The sequence below is a fragment of the Falsiroseomonas oleicola genome (assembly GCF_019029495.1).
Classification (GTDB): domain Bacteria; phylum Pseudomonadota; class Alphaproteobacteria; order Acetobacterales; family Acetobacteraceae; genus Falsiroseomonas; species Falsiroseomonas oleicola.
Window position 1 is genome coordinate 519,238 of record NZ_JAERQM010000003.1, and the last position, 23,488, is coordinate 542,725.

The 23,488-nt window shown below is 70.5% G+C and carries 20 protein-coding genes and 1 tRNA gene; 13 read left to right on the forward strand and 8 right to left on the reverse strand.

Annotated elements, in window-relative coordinates; all coding sequences use genetic code 11:
• The first annotated feature begins 5 nt into the window (after nt 1-5).
• The 9 genes from crtI to JJQ90_RS13320 all read left to right on the forward strand — a co-directional run bounded on the left by crtI (nt 6) and on the right by JJQ90_RS13320 (nt 10,483).
• The gene (crtI, locus tag JJQ90_RS13280) at nt 6-1,601 is read left to right on the forward strand and encodes a phytoene desaturase family protein (protein ID WP_216876103.1); all 1,596 of its coding nucleotides are present in this window, start codon (nt 6-8) and stop codon (nt 1,599-1,601) included.
• Between the two features lie 281 nt (nt 1,602-1,882).
• The gene (locus JJQ90_RS13285) at nt 1,883-3,469 is read left to right on the forward strand and encodes a phytoene desaturase family protein (protein ID WP_216876105.1); all 1,587 of its coding nucleotides are present in this window, start codon (nt 1,883-1,885) and stop codon (nt 3,467-3,469) included.
• Between the two features lie 7 nt (nt 3,470-3,476).
• The gene (locus tag JJQ90_RS13290; protein WP_230410615.1) at nt 3,477-4,301 is read left to right on the forward strand and encodes a lysophospholipid acyltransferase family protein; all 825 of its coding nucleotides are present in this window, start codon (nt 3,477-3,479) and stop codon (nt 4,299-4,301) included.
• A 3-nt stretch (nt 4,302-4,304) separates the two neighbouring features.
• Nucleotides 4,305-5,408 (forward strand): glycosyltransferase, encoded by a 1,104-nt coding sequence (locus tag JJQ90_RS13295; RefSeq protein ID WP_329959439.1) that lies wholly within the window; start codon nt 4,305-4,307, stop codon nt 5,406-5,408.
• A 3-nt stretch (nt 5,409-5,411) separates the two neighbouring features.
• On the forward strand, nt 5,412-7,010 hold the full coding sequence (locus JJQ90_RS13300; protein ID WP_216876107.1) for a squalene/phytoene synthase family protein: 1,599 nt from the start codon (nt 5,412-5,414) through the stop codon (nt 7,008-7,010).
• Nucleotides 7,007-8,257, forward strand: coding sequence for a hydroxysqualene dehydroxylase (locus JJQ90_RS13305; RefSeq protein ID WP_216876109.1), 1,251 nt, complete (start codon nt 7,007-7,009; stop codon nt 8,255-8,257). Before JJQ90_RS13300 ends, JJQ90_RS13305 begins: the two co-directional genes overlap by 4 nt.
• A complete protein-coding gene (locus JJQ90_RS13310) occupies nt 8,254-9,600 on the forward strand; it encodes an aldehyde dehydrogenase family protein (protein WP_216876111.1) in 1,347 nt (448 codons plus the stop codon). Before JJQ90_RS13305 ends, JJQ90_RS13310 begins: the two co-directional genes overlap by 4 nt.
• Before the next feature lie 36 nt (nt 9,601-9,636).
• Nucleotides 9,637-10,260 (forward strand): GNAT family N-acetyltransferase, encoded by a 624-nt coding sequence (locus JJQ90_RS13315; RefSeq protein WP_216876113.1) that lies wholly within the window; start codon nt 9,637-9,639, stop codon nt 10,258-10,260.
• Nucleotides 10,261-10,401: 141 nt separating this feature from the next.
• A tRNA-Leu gene (locus JJQ90_RS13320) sits at nt 10,402-10,483 on the forward strand.
• Between the two features lie 142 nt (nt 10,484-10,625).
• On the opposite strand, the gene JJQ90_RS13325 is transcribed toward JJQ90_RS13320, so the two are convergent.
• The 8 genes from JJQ90_RS13325 to JJQ90_RS13360 all read right to left on the reverse strand — a co-directional run bounded on the left by JJQ90_RS13325 (nt 10,626) and on the right by JJQ90_RS13360 (nt 16,952).
• Nucleotides 10,626-11,555: an SAM-dependent methyltransferase gene (locus tag JJQ90_RS13325; RefSeq protein WP_216876115.1), complete on the reverse strand. Its 930-nt coding sequence runs from the start codon at nt 11,553-11,555 to the stop codon at nt 10,626-10,628.
• Nucleotides 11,552-11,914 carry a DUF423 domain-containing protein gene (locus tag JJQ90_RS13330; RefSeq protein ID WP_216876117.1) on the reverse strand — a complete coding sequence of 121 codons (363 nt, stop codon included), beginning with the start codon at nt 11,912-11,914 and terminating at the stop codon, nt 11,552-11,554. The genes JJQ90_RS13325 and JJQ90_RS13330 overlap by 4 nt, the downstream gene beginning before the upstream one ends.
• Nucleotides 11,915-11,923: 9 nt before the next feature.
• A complete protein-coding gene (nfi, locus tag JJQ90_RS13335; protein ID WP_216876119.1) occupies nt 11,924-12,607 on the reverse strand; it encodes a deoxyribonuclease V in 684 nt (227 codons plus the stop codon).
• The gene (locus JJQ90_RS13340; RefSeq protein WP_216876121.1) at nt 12,604-13,788 is read right to left on the reverse strand and encodes a CaiB/BaiF CoA transferase family protein; all 1,185 of its coding nucleotides are present in this window, start codon (nt 13,786-13,788) and stop codon (nt 12,604-12,606) included. The genes nfi and JJQ90_RS13340 overlap by 4 nt, the downstream gene beginning before the upstream one ends.
• The gene (locus JJQ90_RS13345) at nt 13,785-14,480 is read right to left on the reverse strand and encodes an IclR family transcriptional regulator (protein WP_216876123.1); all 696 of its coding nucleotides are present in this window, start codon (nt 14,478-14,480) and stop codon (nt 13,785-13,787) included. The genes JJQ90_RS13340 and JJQ90_RS13345 overlap by 4 nt, the downstream gene beginning before the upstream one ends.
• Nucleotides 14,477-15,445 carry a Bug family tripartite tricarboxylate transporter substrate binding protein gene (locus JJQ90_RS13350; RefSeq protein ID WP_216876125.1) on the reverse strand — a complete coding sequence of 323 codons (969 nt, stop codon included), beginning with the start codon at nt 15,443-15,445 and terminating at the stop codon, nt 14,477-14,479. Before JJQ90_RS13350 ends, JJQ90_RS13345 begins: the two co-directional genes overlap by 4 nt.
• 95 nt (nt 15,446-15,540) lie before the next feature.
• Nucleotides 15,541-16,065 carry a dihydrofolate reductase family protein gene (locus JJQ90_RS13355; protein ID WP_216876127.1) on the reverse strand — a complete coding sequence of 175 codons (525 nt, stop codon included), beginning with the start codon at nt 16,063-16,065 and terminating at the stop codon, nt 15,541-15,543.
• Nucleotides 16,062-16,952, reverse strand: a complete 891-nt coding sequence (locus JJQ90_RS13360) for an SMP-30/gluconolactonase/LRE family protein (protein WP_216876129.1) — start codon at nt 16,950-16,952, stop codon at nt 16,062-16,064. Before JJQ90_RS13360 ends, JJQ90_RS13355 begins: the two co-directional genes overlap by 4 nt.
• A gap of 55 nt (nt 16,953-17,007) precedes the next feature.
• Here JJQ90_RS13360 and leuC point away from each other — a divergent pair, with 55 nt between their 5' ends.
• The 4 genes from leuC to JJQ90_RS13380 all read left to right on the forward strand — a co-directional run bounded on the left by leuC (nt 17,008) and on the right by JJQ90_RS13380 (nt 23,430).
• Entirely contained in the window at nt 17,008-18,378 is a 1,371-nt protein-coding gene (gene leuC, locus JJQ90_RS13365) for a 3-isopropylmalate dehydratase large subunit (protein ID WP_216876131.1), read from the forward strand.
• Nucleotides 18,378-18,974: a 3-isopropylmalate dehydratase small subunit gene (leuD, locus tag JJQ90_RS13370; protein WP_216876133.1), complete on the forward strand. Its 597-nt coding sequence runs from the start codon at nt 18,378-18,380 to the stop codon at nt 18,972-18,974. Before leuC ends, leuD begins: the two co-directional genes overlap by 1 nt.
• A 67-nt stretch (nt 18,975-19,041) precedes the next feature.
• Nucleotides 19,042-20,268, forward strand: coding sequence for an efflux RND transporter periplasmic adaptor subunit (locus JJQ90_RS13375; RefSeq protein ID WP_216876135.1), 1,227 nt, complete (start codon nt 19,042-19,044; stop codon nt 20,266-20,268).
• A 6-nt stretch (nt 20,269-20,274) separates the two neighbouring features.
• The gene (locus tag JJQ90_RS13380) at nt 20,275-23,430 is read left to right on the forward strand and encodes an efflux RND transporter permease subunit (RefSeq protein WP_216876137.1); all 3,156 of its coding nucleotides are present in this window, start codon (nt 20,275-20,277) and stop codon (nt 23,428-23,430) included.
• The last annotated feature ends 58 nt before the right edge of the window (nt 23,431-23,488 follow it).

A 23,488-nucleotide genomic window follows, 5' to 3' on the forward strand; every position in this document is an offset into this window, starting at 1 on the left:
CTGATATGACCGCGCCCCTGTCCTCCCCCGCCCTTCACCGGGCCCGCCCGAAGGTTGCCATCATCGGCGCCGGACCGGGCGGCCTTGCCGCAGCCATGCTGCTCGCCGCCTCCGGCGCTCGCGTCACCGTCCATGAGAAGGACGCGGTGGTGGGTGGACGAACGCGCACCCTGTCATCCCCCGAGGGCTATCGCTTCGACCTCGGCCCGACCTTCTTCCTCTATCCCCGCATCCTGAAGGAGATCTTCGCCCGCTGCGGCGCCGATCTGGACCAGGAAATCGACATGCGGCGGCTGGAGCCGCAATACCGGCTGCTGTTCGAACAGGGCGGCGACGTCACCAAACTCGACGCCAGCGCCAACCTCGACCGCATGGAAGCGGAAATCGCCCGCATCTCCCCGGGCGATGCCAAGGGCCTGCGCCCCTTCATGGCGGAAAACCGCGCCAAGCTGGAAGCCTTCCGCCCGGTCCTGGAACGCGCCTTCTCCACCGCCGCCGACATGATGCGGCCGGACATGCTGAAGGCCCTGCCGCTCATGAAACCCTGGTCCACCGTGGACCGGGATCTGGCGCGCCACTTCAAGGACCCGCGCGTTCGCCTGGCCTTCTCCTTCCAGACCAAATACCTCGGGATGAGCCCGTTCAAATGCCCGGCGCTGTTCACCATCCTGTCCTTCCTGGAATATGAACACGGCGTCTTCCACCCGATCGGCGGCTGCGGCACCGTCTCCGACGCCATGGCCCGCGTCGCCGAACGCCTCGGCGCCGAAATCCGCCTGAACTCCCCGGTGGAGCGCATCGTCTTCGAAGGCCGCCGCGCCAAGGGCATCGAAGTGGGCGGCCACCGCCACGACGCGGACGCCGTGGTGGTCAATGCCGACTTCGCCCACGCCATCCCGAAGCTGATCCCGAACCACCTCCGCAAGAACTGGTCCGACAAGAAGATCGGCAAGGCGCGCTATTCCTGCTCGACCTTCATGCTCTACCTCGGCCTCGACCGGACCCTGCCCGGCGTCGCCCACCACAACGTCATCCTCTCCGAGCAGTACCGCCAGAACATCGGCCAGATCGAATCGGGCGAAATCCCGGAAATCCCCTCCCTCTACGTCCAGCACGCCGGCGCCACCGACCCGACCATGGCCCCCGAAGGCCACTCCGCCCTCTACGTGCTGGTCCCGGTCCCGAACCTGATCGTGCAACCCGGCTGGGAAGCCCAATGCGCGCGCTTCCGCGACGTGGCGCTGGACCGGCTGAAAGTGCTGGGCCTCGGCGACCTGCGCCCGCACATCAAATACGAACGCATCGTCGCCCCCCAGGACTGGGAAAACGACTTCGCCGTGGGCTACGGCGCCACCTTCAACCTGTCCCACGAACTGCCGCAAATGCTGCTGTTCCGCCCCGGCAACCGATTCCGCGACGTCGACGGCGTCTACCTGGTCGGCGGTGGCACACACCCCGGCAGCGGGTTGCCGGTGATCTACGAAGGCGCCCGCATCACCACCAACCTGATGGCCAACGACCTCGGCCTCGCCGCCACCCCCAGCCGCCCGACCGCCACCAGCGGCTTCCAGGCGGCAACCCCCGTGGCGGCGGAGCCTTAGAAGGTTCTCGTGGGTTGTTCGCAGGGAGGGCTCTGCCCTCCCTGCACCCTCCCGCGAAGGGGCAGTGGCCCCTTCGAACCCTCGACTTAGGGGTAGGCGAGAGGAGGGGCACGGCGGGAGCGTTGGGCCAGGACGTCGTTTTGTGCCCCTCCTCTCGCCTACCCCTTAAATGGGTTTCCAAAGGGACCACTGTCCCTTTGGCGGGGGTGCAGGGGGCAGCGCCCCCTGCGGAGCCACCCGCGAAAACTTGCTAGGCTACGACGACACGGAGGAACGCACGCATGGCAGACCGGGTGGTGGTGGTGGGGGGTGGCCTCGGCGGCCTGGCGGCGGCGTGTGTGGCGGCGGCGCGTGGGCACAAGGTGACGTTGCTGGACAAGAATCCCTGGTTGGGGGGGAAGGCGGCGGTTCTCACGCTGGATGCGCCGGATGGGTCGGGGTCGTTCCGCTTTGACATGGGGCCGACGATCTTGACGGTGCCGCGGGTGTTGCGGCGGATTTTTGCGGAGGCCGGGCGGGATCAGGCGGTGGAGTTGCCGTTGATCCGGTTGGACCCGCAGTGGCGGTGTTTTTTCGAGGATGGCACGCGGATCGACCTGATGGCCGATGTCGCCACCATGCAGGCCGAGATCGAGAAGTTCGCGCCGGGGCGTGGCCTGGGTGAGGGCTACCGGAAGTTCCAGGAGGAGAGCCGGCACCTGCATGGGGTGTCGGAGAAGTTTTTCTTCTGGCGGCCGGTCGAGGGGGTGACGGACACCATCGACATGAAGGCGAACATGAATCCGGGCACGATCCGGGACGTGTTGTCGCTGAAGATGGGCCAGACGGCGGCCAAGGTCATTCGCGGCCATGTGCCGGATGAACGGCTCGCGCAGATGCTGGACCATTACTGCCAGTATATCGGCTCCTCGCCCTATCTGGCGCCGGCGGTGGTGTGTTCGATCGGCGACATGCAGGCGAGCGAGGGGGTCTGGTATCCGGTGGGTGGCACCCGCGCCGTGGCGGAGGGACTTGCAAAACTGGCGGGCGAGCTGGGTGTGGAGCTGCGCACCAGCGCCGAGGTCACCGGCTTCGACATCGAGGACGGCGCCATCAAGGGCGTGCGCGTCGGCAGCGAGACCATCGCCTGCGATGCCGTGATCTCCAACATGGATGCGGTGCGGACCTATACCGAACTGGTGGGCGGCGCTCCCGGCCGGAAGTATGCGAAGCGGAAGTTCGAGCCGGCCTGCTCGGGCGTGGTGCTCTATCTCGGCCTGAACAAGCGCTACGACCATCTGGCGCATCATGACTTCGTCTTCTCCCGCGATGCGGAGGAGGAGTTCGATGCGATCTACAAGAAGGGTGAGCCGGCGCCCGACCCCACCGCCTATCTGGCCGCCACCTCCTGTTCCGACGACACCACGGCGCCGGAGGGCGGGGAGGCGCTGTATGTGCTGGTCCACACCCCCTATCTGCGGCCGCATCACGACTGGTCGAAGATTTTTCCGAAGTATCGCCAGACCATCCTGGACAAGCTGAAGCGCACCGCGGGGCTGGAGGATATCGAGGAGCGGATCGTGGTCGAAGGCAAGCTCACCCCGGTCGATATCCATGAGCGCTACAAGGTTCTGGATGGCGCCATCTACGGCCTGGCCAGCCACGGCAGCTTCACCGGTGCCTTCAAGCCGGGCAACCGGTCGAAGCTGGTGAAGGGCCTGTATCTCTGCGGCGGTGCGGCGCATCCGGGGCCGGGCATGCCGATGGTGATGATGTCCGGCTGGATCGCGGCGGATGCGCTGGACCGCGACCGTGGCGGGCGCGGCATGTCGGACTCGGCGCGGGAAGCGGGGCGGCGCGAGGCGGAACGCGCCGTCGCGGCCGAATAGCCATGCCATGACCGCCATGCCGCCGAGGCCCGGCGAGGCAGGGGAGGACCCCGTCGCGCTGTACGACCCGCGCCGCATGGCGTTCTTCCACTACATGTTCACCCGCTTCTTCCGCACCCATATGCGGGCAGCGCGGGTGGCGCTCTGGGGCCAGCCGCTGGATTACGGCGCGCGGCCGCTGGTGGTCTTCGCCAATCATCCGGGGTGGTGGGACGGCGTCGCCTTCATGCTGCTGGCGAACCGGCTGTTTCCGGGGCGGCGCATGTTCATCCCGATGGATGCCGGGGCGCTGGAGCGCTACCGCTTCATGACCCGCATCGGCGTGTTCGGGGTGGAGAATGGCAGCCCGCGCGGCGCCGTGGCCTTCCTGCGCAGCGCGCGGCTGGTGCTGGGGGCGCCCGATCGCATGCTGTGGATGAACGCGCCGGGTCGCTTCAGCGATGTGCGGGAACGCCCGGTGCCGATCGCCACGGGCATGTCCCGCCTGCCGGACATGGCGGCCGATGCGTTGTTCGTGCCGCTCGCGCTCGACTACCCCTTCTGGTCGGAGCGCAAGGCGGAGATGCTGTGTGCCTTCGGCCCGCCCATCGAGGCGGCGACCCTGGCCGCCCTGTCGCGGGAGGAACGTCTGGCGGCGCTTTCCACCGCGCTGGCCGCCACCATGGATCGTCTGGCGGAGGACGCCATCGCCCGTGATCCGGCCCGATTCACCACCCTGCTGCGGGGGCCGGAGGGGATGGGCGGCATCTATCAGCTCTGGCGACGCTTGCTTTCCGTGACGAAGGGCCAATCATTCGATCCAAGACATGACCCAAGGGGAGGGGCGGGCTAGGCGATGGATATCGACTTCACCTGGGCGTGGATCGCCCTCGCGCTTGCCATGTTCCCCGCCAGCATGGGCGTGGTGAACCTGTTCCTGGTGCGCCCGGCGCGCGGCACGCCGCCGGAGGGCACGCTGGTTTCCATCCTGATCCCGGCGCGGAACGAGGCGGCGAATATCGCTGCCTGCCTCGATGCCGTGCTCGCCTCCCGCGGTGTGGCGGTGGAGGTGGTGGTGATGGATGACGGCTCTACCGACGCCACCCCGACCATCGTCGCGGCTTATGCTGCGCGGGATGCGCGGGTGCGGCTGGAGGCGGCGCCGCCTTTGCCGGCGGGCTGGACGGGCAAGGTGCATGCCTGTGCCCGGCTGGCGGCCGCCGCGAGGGGCACGCATTTCCTGTTCATCGACGCCGATGTGCGGCTGGCGCCCGATGCGGCGGCGCAGATGGCGGGACACGCCGCACGCACCGGCACGGCGATGGTCACCGGCGTGCCGCGCCAGGTCATCGGCTCGCTGGGCGAGGCGGCGACCGTGCCGATGATCAATTTCCTCCTGTTCTGCTACCTGCCGGGCGGCGGCCGCGCCTTCACGCGGCGCTCCGGCATGGCGGCGGCCTGCGGCCAGCTTCTGCTGGTGGAGCGGGAGGGGTATTTCGCGGCCGGCGGGCATGAGGCTGTGCGCGGCGTGCTGCATGATGGCCTCGCCTTGGCGCGGCGGATGCGGGAACACGGGCTGGCGACCGAGATCGTCGAGGGCCATGGCCTCGCCACCTGCCGCATGTATGCGAATTTCCGCGATAGCTGGGCCGGCTTCATCAAGAACGCGCGGGAGGGTATGGCGACCCCGGTGGGGCTGCCGATCTGGACCGTGATGCTGGCCGGCGCCCATCTCTGGCCCTTCTTCTTCCTGCCGCGCCCGGCGGCGCTGTTGGCGCTGGCCCTGGGCTTTGCCCTGCGCGCGGCGGTGACGCTGCGGGTGCGGGAGCCCTGGTGGACCATTCCGCTGCACCCGCTGACGGTCGCCGTGGCGCTGGCGATTCAATGGGCGGCGCTGGTGCGCGGGTTGCTGGGGCGGCCGGCGGGGTGGAAGGGCCGTGCTTATCCGGGTACGGCCTAACTCATGGATCATGCCGGCATCGCCGCGAACCCGCCGAGCCGGACCGACACGACGGAGAACTTCCCCGTCGCCTCTCGCCTGTTGCCGGCCGCGCTGCGGCCGAAGGTGCTGGCCTTCTACCGCTTCGCCCGGATGGCCGATGACATCGCCGACGCGCCGGGGCTGAGCCCGGCCGAGAAGCTGGCGCGGCTGGACCACATGGAGGGCCTGCTGGACGACCCGGCCGGTCCGCTCGCCCAGGTCGGCACGGCGGAAGCGCGGACCCTGCTCTCCGCCTTCCGGCAGGATGCCGTGCAGGACCGCTACCCGGACTGGTCGGCGCTGGAAGACTACTGCGCCCGCTCCGCCGCCCCGGTCGGCCGGCTGCTGCTGCGGCTGCATGGGGAGACGCAGGCGGAGGCGCCGCGCGCGGCGGATGCGCTCTGCGCCGGTTTGCAGGTCCTGAACCACCTTCAGGATCTGGCGCCGGACCGCGCGGCGATGAACCGCATCTATTTGCCCGAACCCTGGATGGACCAGGCGGGCGGCGAGGCCGCCTTCTTCGACCCGCCCAACCCGGCCCGCCGCGCCGTGCTGGATGCGGCGCTGGACCGGGTGGAGGCGCTGCTGGAACAGGCCGCACCCCTGCCGCGCCTACTGACCTCCCGTTTGAGGTTGCAGGCTGCGGTGACGTTGGATCTCGGCTGGCGCCTTCTGGCGAAGCTGCGCGGGGCGGACCCCATCGCCGGGCGGGTGGCGCTGGGGCGGGCGGATTTCGCGGCGGCCTTCGCCGGGCTGGCGCGCGGGCCACGCAGCGATGCGGCCGTGGTGCGCGACCGGGTCGGGCGGGCCGGCAGCAGCTTTGGGCGCGGCATGGCGGTGCTGAAGGGGCAGCGTCGGCGTGGCCTCTACGCCGTCTATGGATTTTGCCGCGCGGTGGACGACATCGCCGATGGCGCGATGCCGGAGGCCGAAAAGCGCCGGCTGCTGGGGCACTGGCGCGCAAAACTCACCGCGCCGGACTGCGCTCTCTCCTGTGAACTGGCCTGGACCCGGAAAGCTTTCGCGCTGCCGCTGGCGGAATGCGAGGCCATGATCGACGGCATGGAGACGGATGCCACCCCCGGCCTGCGCCTGGCCGATGAGGCGGCGCTCGATACCTATTGCCGCCGCGTCGCCGGCAGCGTCGGCGCCATGGCCGTGCGCATCTTCGGCGCGCCGGGGGCGCAGGATTTCGGGCTGGCGCTCGGCCGCACCCTGCAACTGGTGAACATCCTGCGCGATGTGGATGAGGATGCGGCGATCGACCGCGTCTATGTCCCCGCCAGCCTGCTCGCGCGCCATGGGGTGAAACAGGACAGTGCGGAAGCGGTCGTCACGCATGCAGGCTTCGTGCCATGCTGCAACGAACTCGCGGCCCGCGCGGCGGAGGGTTTCGCGCAAGCGGAGCGGGAGCTGGAGGCGCATGACAGGCGGGCGATGAAACCGGCGCGCATCATGATGTGGGGCTACCGCCGGCTGCTCGACCGCATGCTCGCCCGCGGCTTTGCACTTCCACGCGCGCGTCCGCGCCTGACCAAAGCGGAGAAGCTGCGCATGGCCTGGCTGGCGCTGCGGCCATGACCGATCCCGGCATGGTGCATGTGGTGGGCGCCGGCGTGTCCGGCCTCGCCGCCGCCCTGGCCCTGGTGCGGGAGGGGCGGCGCGTCACCCTGCATGAGGGTGCCCCAGTCGCCGGCGGCCGCGCCCGCGCTTTGCCGGATGGCACGGACAACGGCACCCATGCGCTGCTCGGCGCCAATCGGGCGGCGCTGCGCTTCCTGGAACGGATCGGGGCGCGGGAGGGCTGGGTGGAGCCGGAGCCCGCCGGCCTGCCGGTGCTGGACCTGGAGAGCCATGTGGCGCGGCGTGTTGCGCTGTCTCCGCTCGGTTGGGGCGATGCCCGCAAGCGGCCGGAGGGGGTGACGCTGGGCAGCCTTCTGGCCCTGCTGCGACTGGCCTTGCCTGGTGCCGATCGCAGCGTCGCCCAGGCCTTCGCCGCCCATCCCGTGCTGCTGCGCGCGCTGGTGGAGCCGCTGACGGTGGCGGCGCTGAACACCCCGGTGCAGGAAGCCTCCGCACGGCTGCTGGGCGCCGTGCTGCGGCGGCTCGGCGGGCGCGGGGCGGCGCGGCTGCTGGTGGCGCGGAACGGGCTGGGGCCGGATCTGGTGGCGCCGGCGTTGGCCACCCTCGCCTGCCATGGCGCCTGGCTGCGCTGTGGCGAAAGGCTGCGCGGCCTGGTGCAGGGCGGGGGCCGCGTCCAGGCGCTGGAATTCGCCGAGATGACCCTGCCCATCGGCCCCGCCGATGCGGTGGTGCTGGCCCTGCCGCCCTGGGAAGTGGCGCGGCTGCTGCCCGGCATTCCCGTGCCGCGGCGTCATGCGCCGATCCTCAACGTGCATTTCACCCGGGTGGCGGAGGGACCGATCCGCTTCATCGGGCTGCTCGGCGGGCTGGCGCAATGGGTGCTGGTGCGGCCGGATGGCATCTCCGTCACCGTCAGCGCGGCGGATGCCGAGGTGGCGCTGACCGATGCGGAAGCCGCCGCGCGAATCTGGCCGGAGGTGCGGGAGGCTGCGCTGCGCTTCGGCCTGCCGGGCGACTGGCCGGTGACCCCGCCCCCCGCCCGCGCCGTGCGGGAACGCCGCGCCACGCCGCGCCACGGGCTGAACCCGCCCGCCGCCCCGCCCCGCCAGCCCCTGCCCAACCTGGCGCTGGCCGGGGACTGGACCCTGGCCAGCCTGCCCGCGACTCTGGAAGCCGCCGTGCGCTCGGGCGAGGCCGCCGCCGCCGCCTTGGCCCGCGCGCCGCGCCAGCCGGTGGCGGCTTGACCCCTGGGGAGGCCCTGGCGCGGCTGCGCGCGGCGCAGGACCGGGATGGCCGGCCCAGCCTCGACCTTCGGCGCGACCTGCTCGACCGCCTGGCGAAGACGCTGCTGGCGCGGGCGGAGGACATCGCCGCCGCACTGGATGCGGATTACGAGGGGCGCTCGCGGCTGGAGACGCTGCTGGCCGATGTGCTCTGCACCGTCGATGCCGCGCGCTATTCGCGCCGCCACCTGAAACGCTGGGCGAAGGCGCGCCGCGTCGCCGTGCCCTATCCCTTCTGGCCGGCCAGCGCCTGGGAGGAGCCGGTGCCGAAGGGTGTCATCGGCATCATGGCGCCCTGGAACTACCCGGTGCAACTGGCCCTGATCCCGGTGGTGGACGCGATCGCCGCCGGCAACCGGGTGGCGGTGAAGCCCAGCGAGGCGGTGCCGCGCACGGCGGCGCTGATCGCGGAGGTGCTGGAGACGGCACTCGGCCCCGAGATGGCGGCGACGGTGCAGGGCGGGCCGCTGGTGGCGGCGGATTTCGCCGCCCAGCCCTGGGACCACCTGATGTTCACCGGCGGCACCGAGACCGGCCGCAAGGTGGCCATGGCCGCCGCCCGCAACCTGGTGCCGCTGACGCTGGAACTGGGTGGCAAATGCCCGGCGGTGGTGCTGCCGGGCGCCGACCTGGCGGTGGCGGCGAAGGACATCCTGGCGGGCAAGGCGGTGAATGCCGGGCAGACCTGCATCGCGCCGGACACCGTGCTTCTGGTGGGCCACGCGCCGGAGGCCTTTGCCGAGGCCTGCCGCGCAAGTGGCATCGCCCTGCCGGAATCGGGCCTCGCCAGCCCGGCCCAGGCGGCGCGGCTGGACCGGCTGGGCGAAGGGGTGGCGTTGGAGCGGCTGGGGCCGGACGGGCCCGGGCGGCAGCGGGCCCTGGCCCTGGCGCTGCCCGAAGCCGGGTCCCCCCTGTTATGGGAGGAGATCTTCGGGCCGGTGCTGGCGGTGCAGCCGGTGCCGGATCTCGCGGCGGCCATCGGCTGGATCAGGGCCCGACCTTCGCCCCTGGCCATCTACACCTTCGGCGCCACGCCTGCGGAGCGCGCGCAGCTTGCAGCCGCCACGGCCTCCGGCGCGGTCGTCAGTGACCGGACGGTGGAATATGCGGCGTTTTCCGCGCTCGGATTCGGCGGCACCGGCGGCTCAGGATATGGGCGATACCACGGAAAAGCGGGATTTTTCGAATTTTCCGTAGTCTGTTCACATGTTCGGCATGGTCGCTGGAGTCTTTCGCGTCTCTTTGATCTTCCAAGGAAAAGATTCGCCCAGCAGTTGATCTCCCGTCTGGTAGGCGGGCGTTAACGATGCCAAAGTCGAATTATGAACGCATCAAGCGACATGGGTTGGGAGGTTTACACGCACAGGCTGTGCCTGCGCCTGCCCAGCGTTGACGACGCCTCGGCCCTGGCCGGGCTGATGGGGCCGGAAATCAGCGCCCGCCTCGCCTCCTGGCCCGTGCACCTCTCCCTCGCCGCGGCCACGCAGCGGATATGCGACGCACGCGCCGCCGCCAAAGCCGGGCTGGCACTGCCGCTTCTGATCACGCGTCGCGAGAATGGTGAGATCCTGGGCTGGATCAGCGCAGCACGTTCGGAAGGCGACCACAACCGGGCCGCGCTGACCTATTGGCTCGGCAACCATGTGCAGGGCGAAGGTGTGATGCGGGAAGCCGCGCCCGCCGCGCTCGCCGCCGCCTTCAACCGGCTCGGCGTGACGGAGATCAGGGCCGCGGTGCAGACCGACAACCTCGCCTCCCGCGCCGTCCTGCGCGGCCTCGGCATGCGACCGCTCGGCCACGGCCATATCTGGTGCGCGGCCCGGGGGCGGGAGGAGCAGTGCGAATGGTGGGGCCTGCCGCGTCCCATGGAGACCGGCCTCGGCACCGACATGTCGGATTCGCCCAAAGCCGCCCTGTCCTCCGGACACCAGGACGCCGCTGAGCGCGGCAAGCTGCTGATCTGACAGCAACGCTCGATGCCATCGACCGTTGGTATCCCTATCAGGCCCTCAGGTGCCGGGCCCGCAGGTCAGCCTTTCGGGCGTTGATATGACTCCGGGCAGCCCTGGCGAGGCGCTTCGGCTATCGCCATACTGAGGACCCAGGCGGGCGTGCCGGAACGGTAGACGGAAGGGTCTTAAAAACCCTCGGCCCTGTGCCATGCGGGTTCGATCCCCGCCGCCCGCATATATGCGGTGCCCTCAGGCGCCGGGCGCGGCCTTCGGCCGCTTGGCTCGCCGCATGGGCGGCGGCGGCCGTTCGGCCGCTCAGCCAGCAGTGCTGGCTGCATGTTATTGATCGCAGGCGCTGGGCGCCGCGCTGGTTCCCCTCAACCGCCGCTGCTGCGATCCGGCGCCAGCCGCGCGAAGGTCAGTTCGTGCTTGTTGTGGGCGCCGTGGAACAGCACGGCGCCGGGAATCGCCGCGAAGGCCTCGGCCGTGGCGTGGTCGGTTTCGCCCTGGAATTTCAGGGTGCAGACGAAATTCCGCGCCGCATCGGCGGCGATCCAGCGCTGCACCAGGGACAGCAGGCGGGACGGGTAGCAGATCACGTCGCTGAACAGCCAATCCACCTTGGGTTCGTTGCGGGGATCAAGGCCGAAGGCGCTTTCGGCGCGCATGGTCACGCCGGGCATCGCCGCCACCGCCGCATCCAGCGGCGCCTTGTCCACCGCAGCCACCTGCGCGCCCAGCTTTGCGAGAACCCAGGTCCAGCCGCCCGGCGCGGCGCCGAGGTCGAGGCAGGTCTCGCCGGGGCCGGGATGACGGCCGAGGCGGGCCAGCGCTTCCCACAGCTTGAGATAGGCGCGGGAGGGTGGGCCTTCCCGGTCCTCGACGAAGCTGACCGCGCCATTGACGAAGGGGCTGGTCTTGGTCGGGCTGGCCAGCAGCCGGTCCGGCGCCAGCAGCGTCCAGGCGCCGAGATGGCCAGTGGGCGCCGGCTCCGGAAACACCAGCGGCCGCGCTTTGACGGGTGGCAGTCTTTCGGCGATCAGCGCGCTGCGGCGATGGTGGGTGGCGGCATAGCCGGCCCAGTTGCGCTGGATGGCGCGCAGCGCGTCCGCCGCCTGCTTCACGGAGGCGACGGGGATTTCCTGCGGCGCGGTCCAGACCTCCAGCGCCCAGGCGGCCGGGCCGGGCGGATCAGGCGACAGCGCCAGAAGGCCATGCCAGGCGGAAACCCGCCGCCCCGCGCGCGACAATTCGTCAGCCAGGTCGTGCTCAAAACCCTCGGCGGCGAGATAGGCGCTGGCGATCATTTCTCGGGCGCAAGCGCCGCGGCGGCGGCCAGAATGCCCCAGCCGACCAGCAGCAGCGTGCCGCCGAGCGGCGTCACCGGCCCGAGCGACGTTTCCGTCAGCACCCGCACATAGACGCCGCCGGCAAAGCCCAGCGAGCCGAGCACGAAGCAGCCCGCCGCCAGATGCACCAGCGGCCCGCGCCGCCGTTCCGCCAGCAGCCCGCAGCCCAGCAGCGCCAGCGCGTGCCAGGCCTGAAGCGAGGCGCCCGTATTCGCCAGGCTGGCGAGCTCCGGCGGCAGCCCATGGCTCGCATAGGCGGCCATGCCCACCGCGACCAGCCCCGACAGGGCGCCCAACACCATCCACAAACGTGCCATGGCCCGCATCTACTCCGCGATGGCCGTCGCCGCCAGCCGGACGCGGCTGGCCGCCTCATGCGCCAACCGCGTCGGCTCCGGCAAGCGGCGCCCCCGGCCCAAGGCGAGCACCCAGCGCAGCGCGGTGGCCAGAGAGACGCGGTGGCCGATGGAGACGTAAAGCGGGTTGGCGCCGCGCCGCGTGCGCAGCGCCACGCCGATCTGCCGGTCCTGCCAGACCAGCGGCGCCTGGGCGCCGGCCTCGTCGGGCAGCGCGCCCTGAACCCGCCCGACCAGGATGGACTTCGCCACGCCGATGGTCGGCACATCCAGCACCACACCGAGATGGCAGGCGACGCCAAGGCCGCGCGGATGCGCCAGCCCGTGCCCGTCCACCAGGATCAGATCCGGCCGCACCGGCAGTTTCGCAAAGGCCTCTGCCAGGACAGGCACTTCCCGAAAGCCGAGCAGGCCCGGGATATAGGGCAGGCCGCCGCTGCGGCTGGCGCCGGCCTCGCCCAGCGGGGCCAGGCTTTGGGCGTCGAGCACGACCATGGCGGCATGGACCGTCCGCGTCGGGTCGAATCGCAGCGTGCTGACATCGGCGCCGCCCAGCACCCGCATCGGGCCCAGATCGTCCCGCGCCACCACCCGGGCGGCGAGTTCGGGTTGCAGCAGGCGGGCCTCGGCGGCGGTGGCGGGGTGCGGGATCACCCCGTCAGCACACCACTTTCCCGCAGCGCCGCGATCTCAGCCTCGGAATAGCCCAGTTCCGCCGCAATCGCCGCGCCATCGGCGCCCGCCGGCCGCAGGTCGCCAGTGCCACCCGGCCGCGCGCCGTCGATGGAGACGGGCAAAGCGGGCAGGTCGATGGGCGTGCCGTCCGGCAGGTGCAGCGGCACCAGCCCGCCGGAGCCCAGCAGATGCGGGTCGTCGAACAGCTCCGCTGGCTTGCCGATGGGCGCGAAGGGCAGACCCAGCGCCTCGCACTTCGCCATCAATTCGGGCTTGGTATAGGCCAGCAGCGCCTGGGCGATGCGCGGGATGGTGCGGTCGCGGGCATCGGCGCGCTGCTTCTTGTTGCTGAGCGTCGGATCATTGGCGAGGTCCTCCAGCCCGAAGGCCGTGCAGAAGGCCGGCCACTGCGTATCCGTCACCACACCCACAAAGACCTGCCCGCCGTCGGAGGTGCCAAAGATGTCGTAGACCGGCCAGGCGGGGCGGCGGACGGACATGGGCGGCGGCTCCTGCCCCGTGATCTTCGTCTGCGCCATGTGCTGGGCCATCAGCAGGGCCACCGTCTCGAACAGCCCGGCCTGGATCTCGCCGCCGAGGCCGGTGCGCTGGCGCTCCGTGATCGCGGCCAGGATGCCGATGACGCCGGACAGCCCGCCCATGATGTCGATGACGGAGGACCCGGCGCGCAGCGGCCGCCCCTCCAGCCCGGTCATATAGGCCAGCCCGCCCATCATCTGCACGACCTCGTCCAGCGCCGTGCGATGCTCATAGGGGCCGGGTAGAAAGCCCTTGCAGGAGCAATAGACCAGCCCCGGATTGATGGCGGACAATTCAGGAAAACCGAGGCCGAGCTTGGTCATGGCGCCGGGCCGGAAATTCTCGATCAGCACATCCGCCTTGGCCGCCAGTTTCTGGACCAGCGCCAGGCCCTCCGGCTTCTTCAGGTCGAGGCACAGGCTGCGCCGGCCACGGCCGAAGGCGGCGTAGAAGCCGGCACCCGAACCACCCAGGCGGCGGGTGCTGTCGCCCTCCGGCGCGGGTTCCACCTTGATGACCTCCGCCCCCAGATCGGCCAGCGTCATGCCCACCGTCGGCCCCATGACCATATGGGTGAATTCGAGCACGCGGATCCCGGCGAGGGGTGTCGGGCTGGTCATGCAAGGCCTCCGGTGGGGTGCGGCAGGTCGCCGCCGAGTCGTCGGGTGAGATCGGACGCGGCTTCCGCCATCGTCGCAAGATGCGCTTCGGATTGCGCCTGGATGCGGGATTTGGGGCCGGAGAGGCTGAGCGCCCCGGCCAGCACCCCGCTGGGGCCGAAGACCGGCGCGGCGATGGCCGCGGTATCCGGGTTGCGCTCCCCATAGGTGGCGACGACGCCGAGGCCGCGCGGATCGGCGGCGGTCAGCACCCGGCCGCCGGCGCCGGCTGGCAGCGGGATCAGGTCGCCCACTGCCAGGTCGTCGCCGATGCGGTTGGGGCTGCGGACGCGGGCGAGACACAGGCGCTGGGTGGCGTGGCGTACCCAGAAGCTGGCGGTTTCCCCGCTGCGCTGCGCCAAAGCGGTGAGGGTGGGCGGCAGATGCGCCTCCACCGGTTGCGCCCGGGCGTGCAGCGCGCCCCAGTGGAACAGCATCGGCCCCAGCGCCCAGCGCCCATCCGCCAGCCGCGCGGCGCAGCGGCCGCGTTCCAGGGAGGCGAGCAGCCGCAGGATGGTGGATTTGTAGAGGCCCGTGCGCGCCGCCAGCTCCGCCAGGGACAGGCTGGCATCGCCGGGGCGGAAGGCGCCGAGGATGGCGAGCGCGCGGTCCACCGCCGCCACGCCATCCTTCGGTTCGGCGACTTGGTTCACCCGGCGCGGACCCCGGCCTCGCGCAGGATCACCGCCCATTTCGCCATCTCGGCGGTGACGAAGGCCTGGGCCTCGGCGGGGCCGTTGCCCACCAGCCGCTCGGCGCCGAGTTCCAGCAGCCGGGCGCGGGTGGTGGGCTCGGCCAGCACCGCCGCGACCTCCGTCTGGATGCGGGCGACCAGCGGGTCCGGCGTGGTGGCGGGGGCTAGGATGGCCTGCCAGACCATGAAGGTGGCGCCGGGGAAGCCGGATTCGGCCATGGTCGGCACATCCGGCATCACCGGGCTGCGGCTGGGGCCGGAAATCGCCAGGGCCCGCGCCCGTTCCCCCCGCGCCAGGCCGAAGCCGGTCAGCCCCGCATCATACAGCATGTCCAGCGTGCCGGAGGCGAGGTCGAGCGCCGCCGGGGCGCCGCCGCGATAGGGGATCTCGGTCATCTTGATCCCCGCCTCCCGCAGGAACAGCAGGCTGACCAGCTGCAGCGCGCCGCCACCGCCGGTGCTGCCATAGCCCAGCTTGTCCGGATTGGCGCGGGCGAAGGCGACGAGATCGGCCAGCGTCCGGTGCGGGGAATTGGGGGGCACCAGCAGCACCATCGGGCTTTCCGCCACGATGCTGACGGGTTTCAGGTCGGCGGCCGGGTCGTAGTCCAGCTGCGGGTAGATGGCCTTGGTCACGGCATGGCCGATATTGTGGAACAGCAGCGTGTGACCATCGCCCGGCGCCTTGGCGACGAAGGAGCTGCCGATCGCCCCGCCCGCGCCGGTGCGGTTTTCCATCACCACCCGCTGCGGCAGGCGCTGCGACAGCCGGTCCGCCACCAGCCGGCCGATGACATCGGTGGCGCCGCCGGCGGCATAGGGCAGCACCATGCGGATGGGCCGGTCGGGCCAGGTGCCCTGCGCGCGGGCCGGCAGGGCCAGCAGAGCAGGGGCGGCGAGCAGGGCGCGGCGGGCGATGTTCATCGGCGTTCCTCTCGTGTCGTTCCGTTGGATAGAACGACGTTCTGTTTGTGGCGTATCATTGGCGCCGCTGCCCCGCCCAGGTCAAGCAGGCTTTGTCACCGGGCCGGTTCGTAGATCAGATGCAGGGCGTCGCCGACCGCCGCGTGATGGCGCAGCGCCAGCCTTGTCTCCGGCGTGCCGGGCGGAAACAGCGGAATGCCGTCGCCGAGCACCACCGGGATCACCGCCATCTCCAGCCGGTCCAGCGCGCCGATGGCGAGCATGCCGCGCAGCAACTGCCCGCCGCCCTCCACCCAGACCAGGCCGAGGCCGCGCTGGCGCAGCTCCGCGACCAGCGCCGGCAGGTCACCGGGGCGGGTCTCGACGCCGGGCGGGGCGTCGGCCAGGGGGCGGCTGGTCACCACCAGCACCGGCTTGCCGGCATAGGGCCATTCGCCCATGCGCCGCGCCGCCTCATAGGTGGTGCGGCCCATCAGGATGGTCTCGACCCGGTCGTAGAAGGCGGTGAAGCCGAAGGCCTCGGGCGGCGGCGCGCCCTGTTCCAGCCAGTCCACGCCGCCATCCGCGCGGGCGATCATGCCATCCAGCGACATGGCGATGTGGCAGTGGAACAGCGTCACGGCGCGGGAATCTCCACCGCCAGCAGGCTGCCCGACTGGCTTTCGGTAATCACCAGCGTCCGTCCATCCGGCGCGAAGGCGCAGTTGGTCGGCATGCGGCCGAAGGCGGAGCAGTCCACCCGGTGCGTCGCCAGGCCATGCGGGTCCACCACCCAGACCTGGCCATGGCCGGGATTGGCGACGAACAGCCGGTCATGCGCATCCACCGCCATGCCATCGGGGCCGGAGGTGCCGGCGGGCACGCGGAAGAACAGGTTCGCCTTGGCCACCACCGCATCCGGCCGCAGGGCGAAGCGCCAGACCTCGCAGGACCGGGTCATGGCCACCAGCAGATGCGTGCCGGCGCGGTTCAGCACCAGGCCGTTGGGGCTCGGCCCGTTGGAGATCAGCCGGTCCATCCGCCCATCCGGATGCAGCCGCCAGACCCGGCCGCTGGGGTCCTGCAGCCCGGTCTGGCCCTGGTCGGTCAGCAGGATCGAACCATCCGGATGCAGGATCAGGTCGTTGATGCCGCGAAAGCCCTCGCTGTTGATATTCTCCGCCACCGCCGTCATGGCGCCGCTGCGTGGGTCGAGGGTCAGCACGCCGTGGCGGTAGTCGGCGACCAGCAATTCGTCATCGCCGCGCGCGGCCAGGCCGTTCGGCCAGCCCTCATATTCCGCCACCGCCTCCCAATGGCTGCCGGAGACGCGGAAGACGCGGCCATGTGGGATGTCGGTGCAGAACAGGTTGCCCGCGCCGTCGAAGCAGGGGCCTTCCAGGAAGCTGTCCACCGGCGCACCGTCCCGATTCGCATCGGCCCAGGCGCTGCGGCGCGGCCGGCGCTGGGCATCGGGCAGGCGGGAGAGAAGGGTCGGGGTGAGGGCGGCGGGGGGCGTGTTCCACATGGAAAGAACCTGCCCGGGTCTTGCCGTTCCGCCAAGCCGGCGGCAGTGTCCGCCCATGGGACAGACGCTCTTCCAAAAGATCTGGGATGCACATGTTGTGCAAGCCCGCGATGACGGCCTCGCCTTGCTCTATGTGGACCGCCACTATTTCCACGAGGGCAGCTTTCATGCCTTCAACATGCTGAAGGCGCGCGGCCTGGCGGTGCGCCGGCCCGACCTGACCTTCGGCTTCGGCGACCACTACGCGCCCACCGTGGGCCGCAGCACGCCGGAGGTGAAGGACCCGGAAATCCGGGGAATCATCGAGACATTTGAAGAAAATGCCCGCGCCAACCGGATTCGCGCCTTCGAGCTGGCGGACCCCGACCAGGGCATCGTGCATGTCGCCGGGCCGGAGCAGGGGCTGACCCTGCCGGGGATGACGGTGGTCTGCGGCGACAGCCATACCTCGACGCATGGCGCGCTCGGCGCGCTGGCCTTCGGCATCGGCGCCAGCGAGGTGGCACATGTGCTGGCCACCCAGACCATCTGGCAGTCCCCGCCAAAGCAGATCCGCTGCAGCTTTGACGGCGAGCTTCCCGCTGGCAGCACCTCCAAGGACATGGCGCTGGCCCTGATCGCCCATATCGGCACCGGTGGCGGGTTGGGCGGCGCGATCGAATTTGCCGGAACCGCGGTGCGCGCGCTGTCCGTGGAAGCCCGGCTGACGCTGTGCAACATGGCGATCGAGGCCGGCGCGCGGACCGGCATGGTGGCCCCCGATGCCGTGACCGCCGCCTGGCTCGCCGGCCGTCCCTATGCGCCCGCGCAGCGCGATCCCGCCTGGGACCGCCTGTTCAGCGACCCGGACGCCCGCTTCGACTCCGAGGTGACGCTGGACGCCGCAAACATCCGCCCCATGGCCACCTGGGGCACCAGCCCGGAGGAGGCGGTGCCCCTCTCCGGCCGCGTCCCCCGCGCCGAGGAGGCACCGGACGAGGCCCGGCAAAAAGCCTGGGCGCGCAGCCTGGACTATATGGGCCTGCGGGGTGGGGAGGCGATGGCCGATGTGGCGCTGGACCGCGTCTTCCTCGGCTCCTGCACCAATGCCCGGATCGAGGATCTGCGGGATGCCGCCGCCGTGCTGCGCGGCCGCCGCATCGCCGTGCCCATGCTGGTCTCCCCCGGCTCCTCCCGCGTCAAGCGGGCGGCGGAGGCGGAGGGGCTGGACCGGATCTTCAAGGAGGCCGGTGCGCGGTGGGAGGAAAGCTCCTGCGCGCTCTGCGTCTCCATGCATGGGGAGACGGTGGGGGAGGGGGAGCGCTGCGCCTCCACCTCCAACCGCAATTTCGCGGGCCGCCAGGGGCGGGGCGCGCGGACGCATCTGGTCTCCCCGGCCTCGGCCGCCGCCTCGGCCGTGGCGGGACGTCTGGTGAGTGCCCTCTGATGGAACCCTTCACCCAGCTTACCGCCGTCGCCGCGCCGCTCGACATGGCCAATGTCGACACCGACCAGATCATGCCGGCCCGCTTCATGCGGCGCCCGCGGGATGCGCGCTATGTGGACTACGGCTTCCACGACCAGCGATTCACGCCGGAGGGGGCGAAGCGGCCCGACTTCATCCTGAACCGGCCGCCCTTCGACAAGGCCGGCATCCTGGTGGCCGGGCGCAATTTCGGCGTGGGGTCGTCGCGGGAGGCGGCGGTCTATGCGCTGCTCGCCATGGGCTTCCGCTGCGTGGTGGCGGAGAGTTTTGGCGACATCTTCTTCTCCAACAGCCTGAAGAACGGGCTGCTGCCAGTGCGGCTGCCGGAGTCGGTGGTGGCGGGGTTGCGCCAGGCCGTTGCTGCCGCGCCGGGCACAACACTTTCGGTTGACCTCCAGGCGCAGATACTGACCGCGCCGGATGGTTCCACGCATCCCTTCACCGTTCCGGGCTTCGCCCGCGACTGTCTGTTGCGCGGGCTGGACGAGATCGGCCTGACCCTGACGCTCGAATCGGAGATCACCGCCTTCGAGGCAAGGCGGGCCAACGCGGCGTAACCTTCGGGAAACTTGACGCAAGACGTCGGAATAGGATTGGGTGCGGTCCAAATAGCGGATTGCACCCATGACGTTCCTCGCCCCGGCCGCGCATCGCGCGGCCTTTTTGCCCTTGAGGCTGCCGCGCGCGGTGGCGCTGCTGGCTGTCGGCCTTGTCCTCTCCGCCCCGCCGGCCCTGGCGCAATTCGGCCCACAGGGGCCGCCCGCCGTCGGCGTGCTGGCGGTGGAACGCCGCCCCGTGACCGAAAGCACGGAATTCGTCGGGCGGGTGGAGGCGCAGGACCGTGTGGATCTCCGCGCCCGCGTCACCGGCTTCCTCCAGGAACGCCCGTTCCGCGAGGGGCAGGAGGTCACGGCCGGCCAGGTGCTGTTCCGCCTGGAACGCCCGCCCTTCGAGGCGGAGGTCGCGCGCGCCCGCGCCACCGTCGCCTCCGCCGAGGCGGAATTGCAGAACGCGAACAGCGCCCTGGCCCGCGCGCGCGACCTGGTGCGCAGCTCCGCCGGCACGCAGGTGAATGTCGAGAATGCGACCGCCGCGCAGCGCACCGCCCAGGCGACGCTGCTCGGCGCCCAGGCGCAGCTTCGCGTGGCGGAGATCAACCTCGGCTATACCGACATTGCCACCCCCTTCGCCGGCAAGGTCGGCCGCGCCACCTTCTCGGTCGGCGCCGTGGTCGGGCCGAGCACGGACCCGCTGGCCACCGTGGTCAGCCAGGACCCGATGCGCGTCGCCTTCCGCGTCAATCTGCGCACCGGGACGGAGCTGCGCGACCGCTATGCCAGCCGTGGCGGCGCCGAGGCGACCCGGGTGCGCATCCGCCTGGTGACGGGCCAGATCTACAACCAGGTCGGCCGTATCGACTTCATCGACACCCAGGTGGACCGCAACACCGACACGGTGCTGGTCCGCGCCCTGATCCCCAACCCGCCGCGCGGCGCCAATAACAGCGACGGCAGCGTGGACCGGGAATTGATCGACGGCATGTTCGTGAACGTCACCGTCGAGGGGGCGGAGCCGGTGCAGGCGGTGGTCATCCCGCGCAGCGCCGTGCTGCAGGACCAGGCGGGCAACTACGTCTGGGTGCTGGATGCGGAGAACAAGCCGGCGCGCCGCCCGCTCGTGCTCGGCCGCAGCATTGCCGACCAGGTGGTGGTGGAATCGGGGCTGGAGACCGGGGAGAGGGTGGTGGTGGAAGGCGTGCAGCGCGTCCGCCCCGGTCAGGCGGTGCAGCCCGGCCCTGCGACGGCGCCGATCCGCGCGCCGGGTGCCGCACCCGCCGGCCGGCAGGGCTGATCCGCCATGATCTCCGCCGTCTTCGTCGATCGCCCCCGGCTGGCGATCGTGCTGTCCATTCTACTGACCCTTGCGGGTGCGCTGGCGATGCTGCGCATCCCCGTGGCGCAGTTCCCGGATATCGTGCCGCCGCAGGTCTCGGTCACCACCAATTACGGCGGCGCCTCCGCCGCCGTGGTGGAATCGACGGTGGCGCAGGTGATCGAAAGCGCGGTGAATGGCGTGGAGGGCATGATCTACATGTCCTCCAACAGCGCCGATGACGGCAGCTACTCGCTCTCCGTCTCCTTCGCCCTGGGCACCGACCCGGATATCGCCACGGTCAACGTCAACAACCGCGTGCAATCGGCTCTGGCCCGGCTGCCCTCGGAGGTGCAGCGCTCCGGCGTCACGGTGCGCAAGCAGTCTTCGGCGGTGTTGCAGTTCATCACCATCACCTCGACCAATCCCGAGCACGATGCGCTGTTCATCTCCAACTACGTCACCATCAACATGCTGGACCGGCTGGCGCGCACGCCGGGCATCGGCTCGGCGCAGTTGTTCGGCGCGCGCGACTATTCCATGCGCATCTGGTTCGAGCAGGACCGGCTGATCAGCCTGAACCTGACGCCGGCCGATGTGATCGCGGCGATCCAGGCGCAGAACGTGCAGGCGGCGGTGGGGCGCATCGGCGCGCAGCCGATCTCGGACGACCAGCAATACCAGATCAACCTCCAGACCCAGGGCCGCCTGACCACGGCGGAGGAATTCGGCGATATCGTCATCCGCGCCAATGCCGAAGGGTCGCTGCTGCGGCTGCGCGATGTCGCGCGGGTGGAACTCGGCGCGGCGCGGATCGACATGGAAAGCCGGCTGAACGGCCGCCCGGCGATCACCCTGGCCACCTATCTCTCGCCCGGCGCCAATGCCGTCACCGCCGCCTCCAACCTCGGCGCGGTGCTGGAGGAAATGTCGCGGCGCTTCCCGGAGGGGATGCAGACCTCGGTCTTCTACGACACCTCCACCTTCGTCGTGGACACGATCTACGAGGTCATCAAGACGCTGCTGGAGGCCTTCGTGCTGGTGGTGCTGGTGGTGCTGCTGTTCCTCGGCAGTTTCCGTGCCACCGTCATCCCGACCATTGCCGTGCCGGTCAGCCTGATCGGCACCTTCGCGGTGCTGCTGCTGCTGGGCTTCTCGGCCAATACCGTGTCGCTGCTGGCCATGGTGCTGGCCATCGGCATCGTCGTCGATGACGCCATCGTGGTGGTGGAGAATGTCGAGCGGGTGATGTCCGAGAACCCGGAGATGTCGCCCCAGGACGCGACCAAGCAGGCGATGCGGGAAATCACGGCGCCGATCATCGCCATCACCCTGGTGCTGCTGTCCGTCTTCGTGCCGGTGGGCTTCATTCCGGGCCTGTCCGGCGTGCTGTTCAGCCAGTTCGCGGTGACGATCTCCGTCGCCATGGTGATCTCCGCCTTCAACGCGCTGACCCTGTCGCCCGCGCTCTGCGCGATGTTCCTGCGGCCGCATCCGGTCGGCCATGGGCCTCGCAAGGGCTTCCTGGCGGCGGTGATGCGCGGCATCGACTGGGTGCGGGACAAGTACGGCAATATCGTCGCGCGCCTGGTGCGCTTTTCCATCCTGTCGCTGGTGCTGGTGGCGGTGGCGGCCGGCGGCATCCTGTTCCTGGGCAGCCGCACGCCGCAGGGCTTCCTGCCGGAGGAAGACCAGGGCGCCTTCTTCGTGCAGATGCAGCTTCCCGCCGGTGCCAGCCTGTCGCGCACCCGCGCGGCGGTGGAACAGGCGGAGGCGATCATCGCCCCGGTGCCGGGGGTGGAGCGCGTGCTGTCCATCGTCGGCTTCAGCCTGATCGATGGCGGGTCGCAATCCAACGCCGCCTTCATCGTGGTGCGGATGAAGCCCTTCGCGGATCGCGGCTCGGCCCAGGAAAGCGTCTTCGCCGCCATCGGCCAGGTCTTCGGCGCGACGCAGCAGATCCGCACGGCGAATACCTTCGCCTTCAACATCCCGCCGATCATCGGGCTGGGTACGGGCGGCGGCTTCGAATACCAGATGCAGAACCTGGAAGGCCGCCCGCCGGAGGAAATGTTCTCCGCCATGCAGGGCCTGTCGGCGGCGGCGAACCAGGACCCGCGGCTGACGGCGGTGTTCTCCACCTTCACCGCCAATACCCCGTCGCTGTTCCTGGATGTGGACCGCGACAAGGCGCAGGCGCTGGGCATCCGCATCAGCGACATCTTCAACGCGCTTCAGACCACGCTGGGCGGCTTCTACGTCAACGACTTCAACCTGTATGGCCGGTCCTGGCAGGTGAACATCCAGGGCGAGGCGACGGATCGCGACGACATTCCCGACCTGTGGCGCATCCATGTGCGCAACAGCGCCGGGGAGATGGTGCCGCTGCGCTCCATCGCCGATATCCGCATCGTGCTCGGGCCGCAGACCATCAACCGCTACAACAATGTGCGGTCGGTGCGCATCGGCGGTTCGCCGCGGCCGGGGATTTCCTCCGGCGATGCGCTGGCGGCGATGGAGGCCTTGTCGGAGACCGCGCTGCCGGCCGGCTATGGCTATGAATGGACCGGCACCGCCTTCCAGGAAAAGCAGGCGAGCGGCCAGACCGGCGTCATCATGGCGCTGGCCCTGTTGTTCGCCTACCTGTTCCTGGTCGCGCTGTATGAAAGCTGGGTGATCCCGATCCCGGTGCTGCTGTCGATCTCGGTCGGCGCGCTGGGGTCCTTCGGGGCCATCGTGCTCGCCGGCCTGTCGCTCGATGTCTATGCGCAGGTCGGGCTGGTGGTGCTGATCGCGCTTGCCGCCAAGAACGGCATCCTGATCGTCGAATTCGCCAAGGAAAGGCGGGAGGCGGGGATGCCGATCCGGGAGGCGGCGGTCATGGGCGCAAGGCTGCGTTTCCGGGCCGTCATCATGACCTCGGTGGCCTTCATCCTGGGGCTGGTGCCGCTGGTGATCGCCTCCGGCGCCGCCAGTGCCTCCCGCCGCGCGGTGGGTACGCCGGTGTTTGGCGGCATGATCGCGGCCTCGCTGATCGGCATCTTCATCATCCCGATGCTCTACGTGGTGTTCCAGTCGATGCGGGAAGGGGTGAAGCGGCGCTTCGGGGGCGAGACGGCCAGGCCGGCGCCGGCGGAGTAGAAGGGGCGGGGGTCGCAACTGCGCGACCCCCCTTCACGGACGCCCCCAGGACAGCAGA